Origin of the sequence: Amycolatopsis pithecellobii (genome assembly GCF_009707865.1) — a bacterium.
Classification (GTDB): domain Bacteria; phylum Actinomycetota; class Actinomycetes; order Mycobacteriales; family Pseudonocardiaceae; genus Amycolatopsis_E; species Amycolatopsis_E pithecellobii.
Window position 1 is genome coordinate 80,860 of sequence record NZ_WMBA01000026.1, and the last position, 14,905, is coordinate 95,764.

General features: G+C 68.1%; 8 protein-coding genes. 1 reads left to right on the forward strand and 7 read right to left on the reverse strand.

The window, feature by feature from the left end; translation table 11 throughout:
* The first annotated feature begins 10 nt into the window (after positions 1–10).
* Positions 11–3,679 (forward strand): ATP-binding protein, encoded by a 3,669-nt coding sequence (locus tag GKO32_RS17935; RefSeq protein WP_246243995.1) that lies wholly within the window; start codon positions 11–13, stop codon positions 3,677–3,679.
* Between the two features lie 212 nt (positions 3,680–3,891).
* On the opposite strand, the gene GKO32_RS17940 is transcribed toward GKO32_RS17935, so the two are convergent.
* The 7 genes from GKO32_RS17940 to GKO32_RS17970 form a co-directional block, all read right to left on the reverse strand.
* Positions 3,892–5,301, reverse strand: coding sequence for a GH1 family beta-glucosidase (locus GKO32_RS17940; protein WP_154758045.1), 1,410 nt, complete (start codon positions 5,299–5,301; stop codon positions 3,892–3,894).
* Between the two features lie 22 nt (positions 5,302–5,323).
* Positions 5,324–6,157, reverse strand: a complete 834-nt coding sequence (locus GKO32_RS17945; RefSeq protein WP_154758029.1) for a carbohydrate ABC transporter permease — start codon at positions 6,155–6,157, stop codon at positions 5,324–5,326.
* A 5-nt stretch (positions 6,158–6,162) separates the two neighbouring features.
* Positions 6,163–7,167, reverse strand: coding sequence for a carbohydrate ABC transporter permease (locus GKO32_RS17950; protein WP_246243997.1), 1,005 nt, complete (start codon positions 7,165–7,167; stop codon positions 6,163–6,165).
* 10 nt (positions 7,168–7,177) lie between these two features.
* A complete protein-coding gene (locus tag GKO32_RS17955; RefSeq protein WP_154758030.1) occupies positions 7,178–8,455 on the reverse strand; it encodes an ABC transporter substrate-binding protein in 1,278 nt (425 codons plus the stop codon).
* Between the two features lie 116 nt (positions 8,456–8,571).
* On the reverse strand, positions 8,572–9,675 hold the full coding sequence (locus GKO32_RS17960; RefSeq protein ID WP_154758031.1) for a hypothetical protein: 1,104 nt from the start codon (positions 9,673–9,675) through the stop codon (positions 8,572–8,574).
* Positions 9,676–9,693: 18 nt separating this feature from the next.
* Positions 9,694–10,362 carry a helix-turn-helix transcriptional regulator gene (locus GKO32_RS17965; RefSeq protein ID WP_312868037.1) on the reverse strand — a complete coding sequence of 223 codons (669 nt, stop codon included), beginning with the start codon at positions 10,360–10,362 and terminating at the stop codon, positions 9,694–9,696.
* A 120-nt stretch (positions 10,363–10,482) separates the two neighbouring features.
* Positions 10,483–14,802, reverse strand: coding sequence for a cell envelope integrity TolA family protein (locus GKO32_RS17970; RefSeq protein ID WP_154758032.1), 4,320 nt, complete (start codon positions 14,800–14,802; stop codon positions 10,483–10,485).
* Between the last annotated feature and the right edge of the window lie 103 nt (positions 14,803–14,905).

Consider the following 14,905-nt stretch of genomic DNA (forward strand, 5'->3'; position numbering starts at 1 on the left):
GCGGGGGCACATGGCAGACATGGACGACGACACGCTCCGGATCGAGCTGCTCGGGCCGATCCGGGCCTGGCGCGGGCCGACCGAGCTCAAGCTGGGGCCGGCGCGCCAGCGCGCGGTACTCGCCGTGCTCGCGGTCCGGGCCGGACTCACCGTCAGCCGCGCGGACCTGATTTCGGCGGTGTGGGGCCATTCCGCTCCGGCGAGCGTGGACGGCAGCATCCACACCTACGTCTCCGGGCTGCGGCGGGCTCTGGAACCCGACCGCGAACGGTGGGCCGCCAGCACCGTGCTGGTCAGCAGCCCGGCCGGGTACACGCTGCGGATCAAACCCGAGGATGTTGACGCGGTCGCGTTCGAGCGGCTGGTCGCGCAGGCACGCCAGCAGCAGCCGGCCACGCTCGGCGCGCTCGACGAGGCGCTCGGGCTGTGGGGCGGCGACCCGTTGTCGGGGGTGCCCGGCCCGTTCGCCGAACGGGAACACGCCCGGCTCACCGAACTCCGGTTGACCGCGCTGGAATTGCGTGCCGAAGCGGTGCTCGCGCTCGGCGAGCACCATGAGATCGCCGCCGAGCTCACCGCGCTCGCCCAGGAATTCCCGCTGCGCGAACGGATCCGCGAGCTGCTGATGCTCGCCATGTACCGCAGCGGGCAGCCGACCGAGGCACTGGAAGTCTTCCGTGACACGCGCACGACGCTCGTCGACGAGCTCGGCATCGAACCCGGTGCGGCGCTGCAACGGCTGCACGCGCAGATCCTCGCGCAGGATCCCAGCCTCGACGCGCCGGCTTCGGAAAGCGCTTTCGGAGGCTCGGCCGGACCGAAGAAAGGCGTGCCCGACCGGCTTTTCGTGCTGCCCACGTCGGTTTCGCGCCGGCTCGCCTCGGGCGTGCGGTCCGCGTTCATCGGCCGCGCCGCCGAACTGGAGACCCTGCGTGGTCTGGTCGACGACGTGTGCGACGGGCGTGGCGGCACTGCCTGGGTCGAAGGGGATTTCGGCATCGGCAAATCGGAACTGCTCACCAACGCGCTGTTCGACGTGCGCGGTCGCGGCTGCCAGATCGGCTGGGCGCTCGCGGACGAGTTGTCCACCCGCATCCCGCTGCAGGTGATGTCCGCCTGCCTCGGTGTGGAGAAAACGCCGGACCTCTACGAGTACCGGCCGACGTCGAACGTCTGGGGTGAGCAGGATCCGGCGCTGGCGGCGGTCGGCCGGATGCTGGCGCTGGTGGACGAACTGTGCGCGCAGGCCCCGTTGATCCTGGTGATCGACGACATCCAGTGGGCCGACGAAGCGAGCGTGCTGCTGTGGCACCGGCTGGTCGCCGCGACCCGGCAGTTGCCGCTGCTGCTCATCGCCGCCGCGCGGCCGGTGCCGCGCAGCGCCCAGCTGGTCCGGCTGCGCCAGGCGATCGACGACCGCAGCGGAGCGGTGCTGAGCCTGCGCCCGCTCAGCAGCGCGCAAGCGCTCGAACTGCACGAGTCCCTGATCGGCGCGCAGGCAGGCCCGGATCTGCGGAACCTGGTGGACCGGACCACCGGAAACCCGCTCTACGTCACGGAACTCACCGAGGCACTGCTGCGGGAGAACGCCGTTGTCACCACGGTCGGCGTCGCCGATCTCGCCGACGCGGGCTACACCGCACCACGGTCCCTTGTGGACACCATCCGCCGGCATCTCGATGTGCTGCCCGCCGGGGTCCACGAAGTGCTGCGGTGGGCCGCGTTGCTGGGCACCCAGTTCACCGTCACCGATATCGCCGCGGTGGCCGGAAAACGGCCGTCGGAACTGCTCACGGTTTTCGAGCAGGCGGTGGCCGCCAACGTGATCGTCGACTCCGACACCCACCTCGCCTTCCGGCATCCGTTGCTGCGGCAGGCTTACTACGACGGCATTCCCGCCGGTGCGCGGGCCGGTCTGCACCGGCAGGCCGCGGAAGCGCTGGCCGGGGTCGGGGCGCCGGTGAGCCGGGTCGCCGAACAGATCGCGGCGATCCACGTCACCGACCCGTGGGTGCTGCAATGGCTGGTCGACAACCACGAAGCGGTGTCGAACCGGGCGCCGCTGATCGCGGCGGACCTGCTCAAGCACGCCCTGGAAACCTGCCCCGACACCGATCCGCGGCGGGAAGTACTGGCGGCCGCGCTGGTCAAGGTGGTGTTCCGGCTCGACCAGGAACCGGTGAAGGAAGCGGAAACCGCGCTCGCGATTTCCACGGATCCCTGCCGCAAGGCCGAAATGCGGCAACTGCTGGCAGCCATCCGCTACCGCCGGGGGGAAGCCGAGCAGGCGGTCGACGTGCTGGCCGGCGCGGTCGACGACCCGGCGGTGCCCGAACTGTGGCGGCGGCGGCACAAGCACCTGCTCGCCAACTTCCGGCGCGGTGGTCTGGACGACCTCGACGCCGCCGAAAGTGCCGGGCACAAGGCACTGAACATGGCGGGCGGTGACGACTACCTGACCGCGCACGCGCTACAGACCCTGTGGCTGGTGGCGTCTGTGCGCCGTGATCACGAGGCGGCGCTGGAACATATCGACAAGGCGATCGCGGTCGTCGACAACACCGACAAGCTCGCCGATCTCAAGATGGACCTGCTCGACAACCGGGTGTTCACGCTGCAGAACCTCGACCGGCTCGACGAGGCCGGGGAATCGCTGCGCACCGCGCGGCGGATCGCCAGCGAGCACTCGTTCGTCAACACGCTCCAGGTGCCGGCGGCCGTGCACAATTACTGGACGGGCAACTGGAACGAGGCGCTCGTCGAGCTGGACTCGGTGACCGAGGACGGGCCCGCCATCACGTTCTTCGGCCTGCGGGAACCGCCGGCGACGGCGTTGCTGCTACACGGGGTCTCGGCGCTGATCGCCGGGCAGCGCGGGGACACCGTCCGTGCGGCGGCCGATCTCGACGCCGTCAACGAGTACGCGCCGGTCACCAGCTCGGAACGGGAGAATGTCGACTTCCTGCTGTTCGCGCAGTCGCTGGCGCTGACCCAGCGCGGGGACGCGGAAAGCGCGCTGCGGGTGCTGGAACCGATGCTCAACCCCGAGTTCTCCCCCATGATGCTGCGGCACCAGTGGTTACCGTGGATCGTGCGGACCGCGCTGGACGCCGGGGACCGGGACAGGGCGTTGCGCGCGGTGCGGATTTGTGAGGCGGAGGCGGAAAAGGAACGCGTCGTCGCGCGCGCGAGCGTGGCGGCCAAGTGGTGCCGGGGAATGGTCGAACGCGACGCGGCGCAGGTCCTGGCCGCCGCCGCACACTACCGGCAGGTCGGCCGGATCGTCGAACTCGCCAACGCGCAAGAAGATGCGGCCGCGCTACTCGCCGCGCAGGGCGACCTCGCCGCCGCGCAGACGTCGTTCGACGAAGCGACCGACGTGTATGCCGATTTGTCGGCACGGTGGAACCTCGAACGCGCGCAGGCCCGGCTGTCCCGCTTCGGCATCCGGCGCCGGGCGATGGCGGCGCCGCCACGATCACAGCAAGGGTGGGATTCGCTGTCACCCGTGGAGGTCGACATCGCCCGGCTGGTGGCCACCGGCTATCCGAACCCGGCGATCGCCGCACAGTTGGGATTGCCGCGGCGGACAGTGCAGGCCCATGTCGCGCGGTTGCTGGCGAAGCTTGATACCGCGTCGCGGGACCTTTTGGGGCGGGGGATCGGCGATGTTCGGTGAGGGGACCCACCCGCCCCACTTCGCTGATCGTTTAACGGTCGGCTCACCCCGTCAAGGGCGCCTTCGGCGTCGCTTCGCGATGGACTTCGTCCACCCTTGACCCGGCATGCCGACCGCTAAGGAGGCTTCGTGTTGGTTCGGGGGTGGGAGTGGGCGGTGGGTCCCTCGGCCGGCTTTTCGTTGCACGGCGGCGGCTTGTTCGTGGTGTGTGGCTACTGGTCCGTCGCGGCTGTTGCCAAGGGTTCCGCTGGGCCGGCTGCTGACAGGGCGTTGTGGGTGATCACGTTCTGATAGAACCTGGCGCTGTCCTTGACCGTGCGGCGTTGTGTTTCGAAGTCGACGTGCACGATGCCGAAACGTTGCGAATATCCCATCGACCACTCGAAATTGTCCAGCAACGCCCACAGGAGATATCCCCGCACATCGGCACCGCCCTCGATGGCGGCGTGTACTGCTCGCAGGTGGTCGGCGATGTAGTTCGTGCGTGCGGTGTCGCGGATCCGGCCGTCCTCGCCGATCACGTCCTCGAAAGCCGCACCGTTCTCCGCGATCACCAACGGAAGCCCGCCCGTGTGCCAGTTCAGCCAGCGCAACAACTCCGTCAGCGACGAAGGTGTCTGCTCCCACCCGAAGCCTGTCAGCGGCGGGCGGGGGGCCACGACATCCACGCCGCGCAAGCCTGGCAGTGGACAGTTGCTCTGCTGGTACGGATCCTCCAGCGGCTTCACCCGGGTCGGCGCATAGTAATTCACGCCGAGCCAGTCGATCGGGCCCGCGATCGTTTCGAGGTCCCCGTCCTTGATGGCGTCGGCGAGACCGCCGACATGGGCGAGGTCGGCGAGCACGTCTTCCGGATATCCCTTACCCAGCAAGGGATCCAGGAAGAACCGGTTGTGCATGCCATCGAACTTCCGTGCGGCATCGACATGTTCGGGGCCGTAGCCTTCAGCGAGCGCGGGCGAGAAGTTCAGCGCCACCGAGAAACTGTGTTCCGGCCGCGCCTGCGCGCGCAACGCCTGCAACGCGGTGCCGTGCGCGAGCAGCAAATGGTGCGCCGCGACCAGTGCGGCGGCCGGGTCCGTGTCCCCCGGGGCGTGAATTCCCGCGAAGTATCCCAGAAAGGCCGAACAGAACGGCTCGTTGATGGTGGTCCACTGACGCACCCGGTCACCGAGTGCACTGTGGACGGTCTGCGCGTATTCGGCGAAATGGCCGGCGAGCTCACGGTTACGCCAGCCGCCCTCGTCTTCCAGCGCCTGCGGCAGATCCCAGTGGTACAGCGTGACCACGGGTTCGACACCCTTGGCGGTCAGCTCGTCCACCAGCCTGCGGTAGAAATCCAGGCCCTCCTGGGAAACCCGCTTGCCGTCGGGCATCACCCGCGACCACGAAACGGAAAACCGGTAGGCGGGCAGCCCGAGGTCGGCCATCAGCGCGACGTCCTCGGGGTAGCGGTTGAAATGGTCACAGGCGACGTCCCCGTTCGCGCCGCCGTGGATCTTGCCCGGTTCGGCACAGAAAGTGTCCCAAATGGACGGACCGCGGCCGCCGTCCTTGGCGCCGCCTTCGATCTGGTATGAGGCGGTCGCGGCGCCCCACAGAAAACCGGGTGGAAAACGCAGCAGGTCATGGTCCCCAGAGTTGTCAAACACGCAACTTTCCTTCCATGATTCCGGTTACGACCTGCCGGGACAGCAGCAAGAACAACGCGATCACCGGAACAGCGCCGAGAGTGGCGCCGGTGAGCATCAGCGAATAGTCGGTGTAGTACCCACTTGCCAGATGAGACAAGGCCACCTGCACGGTGGGTGTCTCGTTCGGATCCAGCACAACGAGCGGCCAGAAGAAATCATTCCAAGCCGTCATGAACGATAGCATCCCCAGCACCGCCGCCTGCGGCCGTAACGCCGGCACCGCGACATGCCAGAACACCTGCAGCAGCGAACAACCGTCGGCACGGGCGGCGTCGATCAGCTCGACCGCAACCGCTTCCTCACACGACTGTCGCATCCAGAACACGCTGAACGCGCTCACCAGCCCCGGCACAATGACCGCCTGCAACCGGCCCGTCCAGCCGAGATCCCCGACGAGAATGTAGAGCGGGATCACCCCGAGCTGCGCCGGAACCATCATCGAGCCGATCACGATCAGGAACAGCGTGTTGCGGCCACGGAATCTCAAGCGGGCGAAGGCAAACCCGGCCAGGCTCGCGAGCACGACGTTGGCCACCATGACGGTGCACGAGACGATCAGCGAGTTCTGTAGCGCCAGCCAGAAATCGACGCGATCGAACACGGTGCCGATGTTCTCCAGCAGGTGCCCGCCCGGCACCAGCACCGGTGTCGTCTCGCCGATCGCCGAATTGTCCCTTGTGGACATGACGAACGACCAGTACAGCGGGAACACCGAGACGATCACGAAAGCCAGCAGCGCACCGGTGGCGGCCACACCGCGCCGCGGGGAGGCGGTCCATGCCATCGACCTCACGCCCCCCTGACCAACCGCCGGACCAGGCGGACGTTGATCAGCGAGAACACGACGCACAACACGAACAGCACCCACGAAATGGCGGCCGCATATCCGGCGTCGAGGCTGCCCATTCCCTTCTCGTACAAGTACATCAGCACGGTCTGGAACTGCCGGTCGTCACCGCCGGTGCCGCTCGTGCCCGAGGGGTCGAACAACTGCGGCTCGGCGAACAACTGCAGCCCGCCGACCGTCGCGGCGATCACCGTGAACAGCAGCGTCGGCCGGATGGCGGGCAGGGTGATCGAGAAGAACATCCGCACCCGCGAGGCACCATCGAGCGCCGCGGCCTCGTACAGTTCTTTGGGCACCGCCTGCATCGCGGCCAGATAGATCAGCGCGTTGTACCCGGTCCAGCGCCAGAGCACCATCACCGCGACCGCGAGGTGCGAGGACCACACCGACGACTGCCACGAGATCGGGGAAACCCCGAACAGCCCCAGAACCCAGTTCACGATGCCGTAGTCGCGGCCGAACAGCTGGCCGAAAACAAGGGCGACGGCGACCACGGACACCACATTGGGCAACAGGACACTGGTGCGCCAGAACCCTTCGCCGCGGCCGGGCCGGTTGAGCAGCGCGGCGATGCCGAACGCCAGCAGGGTCTGCGGGATCGCGGATTCGACGAAAATCGAGACCGTGTTCGCCAGCGCGTTGTAAAAGTTCGGATCGGTGAACAGCGTGACGTAGTTGCCGAGGCCGACGAAACCGCCGTCCCCGTTGATCAGCTGCCAGTCATGCAGGGAGATCCAGGCGAGATAACCCAGCGGTACCAGCCCGAACAACCCGAACACCAGGAAGAACGGCGAGACGAACAACGCCGGAGTGACGCGGTCCAGCCACCCGGTCCGCACCCGGGGCGGGCCCCGCCTGCCGACGGGACGGTCGCCGACAGGCGCCCTTACGCGCTCGCCGGCGACCGTTCGCTCCCGCATCGCGGCGGGTACCTCCTGCGTGTTCATCCCAGGCCGGCTACTTGATGGCAGCCAGCGCTGATTGCACGGCCTGGCTCCAGGCCTGGTCGGTGTTCTGCTTGCCACTCTCGACCCGGCCCAGTGCGCGGCCGAATTCCGGACGGACGTCCGCGTCCCGCGTGCCACGGTAGTTCGGGGTCAGATTGTCCGCCGAACGCGCGAAGATCTGCCCGATCGGGGCGTCATGGAAATAGGCGTCGGTTTTCCCCAGCACCTGCGGATCGTGATACGCCGCCGGCTCGCTCGGCAGGATGCCCGCCGACAGGAACAGCTGCTTCTGCTGCTGCGGCGCGGTCAGCCAGGCGGCCAGCTCGTAGGCTTCCTTCGGGTGGCTACTCTGCTTCGGCACGGTGAGGAACGACCCGCCGTTGTTCCCGCTGTTGCCGGGCACCGCCGTGATATCCCATTTTCCGGCGTTCGCGTCGCCGCCCGCCTCACGGATCTGCTGCAGCAGCCAGGCCGGGCAGGCGATGGTGGCGAACGTGCCCTGCTTGATCGCCACGTTCCATTCCTGGGTGTACGTGGTCACCTGCGCGGTCTGCCCCTTGGCGCCGATCGAGGCGGCGATGTCGAAGGCACGCCGCAGCGCCGGGTTGCGGTCGGCGATGAAGGAATCATCCTTCTGGGAGAAGTAGTTTTCCGGCGCCTGGTTGAGGATCGCGGTGTAGATGGTGCCGGCCGAGTCCGCGAACTTGGCCCCGGGGTTGGCCTTGGTGAACCGGTCCGCGACGTTCGCGAACTGCTCCCACGTCGGCCACAGTGCGGCGACCTGGTCCCGGTCGGTCGGCAGCCCCGCCTTGGCGAACAGCTCGGGCCGGTAGCACATGGCGAGCCCGCCCATGTCGGTGCCCAGCCCCAGCACCTGCTTGCCGCCGTCAAGCACGCCCTGCTGCCACTTCCAGTCGACCCACTGCGACTTGAGGTTCAGCGCGCCGTAGTCGGCGAGGTTGACGAACTTGTCGGCGGACTGGCGGAACTGCGGGATGTACTGTTCGTCGATCGCCTCGACATCGGCCGCACCGTGACCACTGGCCAGCTCGGTGACCAGCTGCTTGTTGTGCGTGTCGAAATCGGCGACCTTGTTTTCGATGTGGATGTTCGGATGGTCGCGTTCGTACTGCGCGATAAGCGGTTCATAACCGAAATCGCCGAATGTCGCGACGGTCAGGTTGATCTGACCATCGGCATTCGTCGCCGACGAGGTGCATCCGCTGATCGTGAGCGCGACCGTGGCCGCGAGCAGGACCGGGAGGGATAGACCGCGGGCACGCTTCATTCAGGCTCCTCGCTTGATGGACGTGGTGCGCATTCTGGTCCATGCGCTATTCGCGGTCGCAGGTGCTTGCCCGAAGCGCTACCACCGGTTGCCCGGATGACCATCCCCCGGCTTGCTCAACTTTCTGAAACACCGAACTTCACCGACGCGATCCGGTCGTCGAAACCGATCGCCGACAGGTCGGACGCCTCACCGTCGACCCTCGTATGGTCGCCCGTGCAGTCCGCACCGGACCAGACCTCCACCTCGCCACCCTTGACCCGCATCGACGACCCGGCGCCGGGCCGCGGCAGATCCTGGCAGCCGGGACCGGACGTGCCCTGCATGTCGCCGTCGAAATTCTTGTCGTCGTACACGATCACCGAGTCCCCGCGGCCCGCCTGGGTGGCGGGATCGGCGAACCGGATCGACGCGACCCGGCCGGCGAACTTGATCTCCGACAGGTCCGTCGCGTTCCCCTCGATCCCGGCCGAGTCACCGGTGCACCCGCGCCCCGACCAGATCCGGATCGGCACCCCCAGCACCCGGATCGACGCGCCCGTGCCCGGCCGCGGCAGATCCCGGCAGCCGGGGCCGTACACACCCTGCGCCTGACCGTAGAGGGATTTGCCGTCGTAGACGATGGCGACCCCGGGTTGCTTCTTGGCGTCCTGCGCCTTCTTGCCGTCCGGGCCGATGCCGAACCAGGTACCCCCGGAGCCCTGGCCGTTCGTGTCGCCGTCGCGTTTGTCCTTGCTGTAGCGGTAAACCGGCCAGCCCCCGATGGTCACCTGCAGCATCCCGTCGGGACGCTGCACCAGACCTACCGTCGAGCGGTCCAGACCATCGAGGAAGATGCGCCCGCCGGGCGCGACCAGCACCGGCGGCCAGGTCTCGGCGCACGTGCCGGTGCAGGAGGACTTCGACGGCGACGAGCCGTCCTTGTCGAACCGGTACAACGTCAGGCCGGCGCCGTTGGCGACGACCGGGGCGAGCGAGCCCGCCTCCCGCACGGACAGCTGCACCCACTTCGTCGACTCCCGATCGGACGAGCCCGCGGCGGCGGCGAGATCCCCCGTGCCCGGTTCCGCGCCGTTGCCCTCCGCGTTGCCCGACACCCACTGCACGGAATCACCGGGCGGCACCGGCTGCCCCGCCCCGCCGATGGCGGGCGAACATCCGGCCAGCGCCACGGCCGCGAGCACGAGCGCCGCCCCGGTCAAGCGCCTGCGAATCGTCATGTCCTGAAAGCCTTCTGCTCAGGCGAGCGCGCCGCTGCGGATCGCGTAGGCGACGGCGTGCGTGCGGTTGGCCAGGCCGAGCCGCTTGATGGCGCCGTAGAGCAGGTTCTTGACCGTGCCTTCGGAGCAGACCATCTTCGAGGCGATCTCGTCGGTCCGGAAGCCCTCGGAAACCAGGCGCAGCGCGTCGATCTCGCGCAGCCCGAGACCGGACAGCGTCAGCCCGTTGGGCTCGAGCACCTCGCGGCGCAGATCGTGCAGCTGACGCAACAGCGCGGTCTGCAGCGGGCGGGGCAGCAACGCGGACCCGTTGGCCGCCATCATCACCGCGGTGGTCAGGCCCTTCTGGGTCGCGTACACACTGGGCAGCACCCCCACCACGCCCGACTGCACGGCGGAGAGGATGTCGTTCTCGTCGAACTGGTCGGTCACCAGCAGGCACGGCAGCGGCGCCTCGCGCTCGAACTCGGCGCGCATCTTCCGGATCACGTTCAACTGCGCTTCGGTGACCACACTTTCGGCCAGTACCAGGACATCGGCGTCCGCCCGGTCGGCGTCCTCGAGGAGCGTGACCTCCCGGGAAGCGCCCAGCAGCGCGATGATCCCGGCACGCTTGATCGGATCCGAGGAGTGAACGAAGACTCGAGGCTGCACGGCTTCCCCCTTGGGGCCACTGACGATGTTCACCTCATCAGAATGTCGGCCCGGCCTTCATGCCTTCTTCATCGCCTCTCTAGGCGGATAGAGAATCACCGGCATGGTGACCCCGCTGGACCAGCCACGATGTCCTGGCGGGCAATACTGCCTCTAGGAGACCGGGCCTGGGCCGTCCGGGCGCGGTGCTGACGGCCCGGCTTCCGGGAACTCTCGGCCCTCGGTCTCCCCCAGGAGGCCATCGCCGAACATGTCCCACGCGGCCGGGTCGGCCGACGGGTCGAACGGCTCCGCCCACGCCGTCTCCCAGTCGATGACAGCACCGAACTCGTCGAGTCCGCCCGCGACCGGCGCCAGCACATCGGAGCCGAGCGCGTCCTGGATCATCGCGTCGAGCGTGGCATCGTCCATAAAGGACTCGGCGGTGCCGGTGTCCTCCGACCAGGGCCACGGCAGCTCCAGCGGGGCCTCCGCCACGTGGGCGTCCAGGTCGTGTGCCGGACCCGTGATGTCCAGGACCACCCCGATGGAATCGCCGTGGTGTTGGGTGAACGTCACATACCGCCGGATGAAGTCGCCGGCCTCCACCGCGCCGTCCGTGCCCAGCACCGTGCGAATCACCGCGTTCAACAGCTTGACGACCGGCTGCTGGCGATGGTCCGACCGGGTTGTACTACCTCGCAGCAGGACCACGCGCAGCTGAGGCGCATCAGTCTCATGGCCCTGATCCCGGTGATCCCGGACCCGCTGCACGAAGCCCTCCGTCAACCACCGCCACCGGCGCAGGTACGCCACCGGGAATCTCGTGGCGAAGCGATGGGAATCCAGGTACGGCAACGCCAGCGTCCGGGCCGCCCGATAGTCCTCCGGCCGCAGATGCGGCGAGTCGTGCACCGACAGGCCGACACCGGCCTGGCCGTCCACGATCTGGGTGGTGGTGTGGTCGAAACGCAATCGCAGCCAACGCGGATCCAACCCCACGGCCACGACGGCGGACAGCAGCTCTTGTTCCATCCGGCGGAAAACCTGGCCGCTCAAAAGATACTCGGTGTTGGTGCCCCAGTAGTAGTCCAGACGGACATCCGGTAGCTCCCGGCCCGCTAGGTACAGCTGCCGGACCTTCGCCGCATAAGCCCGCGCGAACCTTCCCGCTTCCACTGCCGCGTAGTCCGGCAGCTTCAGCACGCCGCCGGCGGTCTCGAACGAAAACCTCAGTTCCCCGACCACGGCGTCAGCCGGTCGCGATCCGAGAGCCGCCGGACGCACCTGCTGCCCCAGCGGAGGAACCACCACCTCCGAGTCGGACACCTCCCGCAGCGACGCCTGACTGGTCACCGAGCGTGTGTCAGCATCCTCATCATCCGATGCCTCGGACGACTCCGACGCCGCGTCGCGGTCTTCATCGGCCTGGCTCCAGGCCCACGGCAGCTCCAGCGGAGCCGCCGCCACATGGGCGTCCAGCCGGTGTTCGGGCCCGGTGATGTCCACGACCACGCACCCGTGACCCGCCTTCAGGGTGAATGTGGTCAACGACACGTACCGCCGGATGAAGTCGCCGGCCTCCGCCGCGTCGTCCGTGTCCAGCGCCGTGCGGACCACCGCGTTCACCAGCTTGATGACCGCCTGCCGGCGAAGGGCCGACGCTCGCTGGAGGGCTACCCGCAGCCGGGGCTCCTCAGCCCCATCGCCCCGATGCTCCCGGACCCGTTGCAGGAAGCCTTCCATCAACCACAGCCACCGCCGCAAGGACGCATAGGGGACTCTGGTGACGTGGTTCTGGTCATGGAGGAAGGGCAACGCCAGCGTCCGGGCCGCCTGATAGTCCTCCGGCCGCCGATACGGCGAGTCGCGCACCGACAGCGCGATACCGGCCTGGCCGTCGACCACCTGCCTGGTGGTGTGGTCGAAATGCAACCGCAGCGCTTGCGGATCCAAACCCACGGCCGCGACCGCGGACAGCAACTCCTTCTCTGTCCGGCCGAAAATCCGGTCACGTTCGGCGTACTCGGCGTTGGTCTGCCAAGCGAAGTGCAGACGGACATCCGGGAGCTCCCGGCCCGCCAGGTACAGCTGCCGGACGTTCGCCGCGTAGGCCTTGGAAAAGCGCCGGGCGTCCCGCAGCGCATCGGCCGACAGCTGCAGCACGCCGTCGCGGAGCTCGCCCGGCAGCTTCAGTTCCGTGGCCGAGCCATCCGACGGTAGCGATCCGAGATCCCGCGGAGACACGCGCTGTCCCTCAGGAGGTTCCACCAGCTCCGAATCAGGCACGTTCCGCAGCAACACCCCGCTGGTCCCCGGACGCGTATCGGCGGCATGGATCACCCATCCCGCACCTGGCCCGGACGACCCGGCCGTCCGCGTGGTCGCCGGCTCCGTCCGCGGCGGCACAGGCTGCGACTGCGGCGAGTCGCCCTGCCACATGAGGTCCGGCTGCGACTGCGGCGAGTCGCCCTGCCACATGAGGTCCGGCTGCGACGGCTGATCTGCCCACACGGGGTTCAGCGGCGGCAACGGGTTCTCCAGATTCGTGAACGTCTCCGGACCGAACAACCCCACCTCGGGACGCTGCCCCGCCACGCCGATCCGGACGAGGCCGTCCGCCTCGAACCCGCCGTTCTCGTCGAGGCGCAAGGTCACCGAGCCCGACGCCACGGCCAGCATCTGCTCCAGCGGCAAAGGCAGGGCGTACGCCGGATACTCACCGAGCCGCCGCGACACCACGGAATCCACCAGCTGCCGCAGAGGCGTGAGCGCGTCATCCGACGAGATTCCGGCGATCGGCACCATGTGCACCACACCCGAGAACCGGGGCAGGCCTGGTTGACCGGCTGCGAGCACCAGTACATCGACGAAACCCTCGATCATCCAGCCGATGCGAGCGAGGTCGGCCCCGGAGAGCTCCCGTGTGCTGCTGAGCCATGTGTCGTAGGCATCCCGCGAACGATAGGACGAGATCGTCTCCCGCGGCCCCTCCCGAACGGCCAGCGCCCAATTCCCGTGGCTCGTGCTGTCACCCAGCTCCGGGGTGACCGTCACCAACCACTGGGGCCGATGCAGCGTTGCCGGATACAACGTGTCCAACGCCGCGTCCAGCAGGACGGGAAGCTGCCGCTGGAACGCCGTCTTCAACGCGGTGAACAGGCCGCCGGACCATTGGGCCAGGTCCATCTTGACCGTGACCCGCAGATCCAGTCCTTCGTAAAGGTGGTACCCACCCTCCATCGCACGGTGCACGATGTCCGCCGCCGCCCGCTCCACCTCGGCACGGTCCACATTGGACAAGCCCAGCGCATTGGGTTCGGTGCCGTTCCCCTGCGCATACACCGTCTCGGGCGGATCAACCGGCACTCGCGGCAGGGCGGCATGCTGCTGCGGCGCGAGTCCTCCCGCATCGGGGCCACCGAACGACTCCGGGCCGAACGGGCCCACTTCGGGGCGCTGACCCACCACAGTGACCCGCACCTGACTATGCAGGCTATGGTCTTCGGTCTCGTCCCCGACCACGTTCACCTGCTCGAGCACCTGTTCCGCGGGGACCACGCCCGCCGGGTACTGCTCGAGCCGGCGCACCACCGCCGCCGCCAGCAGTCTCTTGAGCGGCTCCAGCCGCCGCAGGTTCGAATCCGTGCCGAGCGCGTCGAACAGCGACACCGTGACCTCGAAGCGGGGCAGCCGGGTCACCGGCGCGCGCACCGCGGCATCCACGAAGCCTTCGGCCATCCACTCGATCCGGCGACGGTCGATCTCCGGAACCCCGTCCGCGAGCAGCTGGCTCTGGAACGCGCTTTTCGCCCGGTACGACGCGATCGTTTCCCGCGGCGAGTCCTGGACCGCCAGCTCCCAATTGCCGCTCGTATCCCCGGAACCGCGCTGGGACTGGTACGTCACAGGCCATTCCGAGACGCGATCCGGGTAGCGCTCCTTGGGGTAGAGCACATCCAGCGCCTCGTTCAGATAATGAGGCAACATCGTGCGGAACAGGTTTTCCAGAGCGCGGTACCGTTCCTTCGCGCCACTGCTCGGAGCCACCCAGGTCCGGAGCCAGATGTTCAGGCCCTCACGGCCCTCGTAAGGGCCCGACATCGCGCGCTGCACGATCTCCTGCGCCCCCCGCAGCAGCTCGGCCTCTTCGTTCTGCGACAACGCCGCCTGAAGCACCAGCGCGTTCCGAGCGGCGGCATACGGCGTCGATTGTGCGGAAGCAACCGGCCCATCCGGTCGCGCCGCGATCGGACCCTCGTCCCGGGCCTGCTCCTGCGCCGCGCGCTGCTGCCGCAACTGGGCCTGTTCCTGCCGCCGGGCCTGTTCCTGCAATCGAGCCTGCTCCTGCGCCACACGCGCCTGCTGCACCCAGAACTGCTCCTGGGCCGCCCACGAACGCCGCGGCCACATCACCTCATCGACAAGCTCTTCCGACAACGCCGTCGCACCGTCCACACCAGACTCATGCAACGCCCACGCCACCAAATCCACCGCAGCCCGATACCGCGACCGATGCGCCCGCACCACCCACGAATCACCCAACCCCGGAAACTGATGCCGCCCATTCACAATCCCCCGAGCAGCAGCCAACAAC

What these genes read in the sequence shown, in the direction of transcription:
- GKO32_RS17935 (WP_246243995.1), top strand. Translation starts at nt 11, where the DNA reads ATGGCAGACATGGACGACGACACGCTCCGGATCGAGCTGCTCGGGCCG.
- GKO32_RS17950 (WP_246243997.1), bottom strand. Translation starts at nt 7,167, where the DNA reads ATGAACACGCAGGAGGTACCCGCCGCGATGCGGGAGCGAACGGTCGCC.
- GKO32_RS17955 (WP_154758030.1), bottom strand. Translation starts at nt 8,455, where the DNA reads ATGAAGCGTGCCCGCGGTCTATCCCTCCCGGTCCTGCTCGCGGCCACG.
- GKO32_RS17960 (WP_154758031.1), bottom strand. Translation starts at nt 9,675, where the DNA reads ATGACGATTCGCAGGCGCTTGACCGGGGCGGCGCTCGTGCTCGCGGCC.
- GKO32_RS17945 (WP_154758029.1), bottom strand. Translation starts at nt 6,157, where the DNA reads ATGGCATGGACCGCCTCCCCGCGGCGCGGTGTGGCCGCCACCGGTGCG.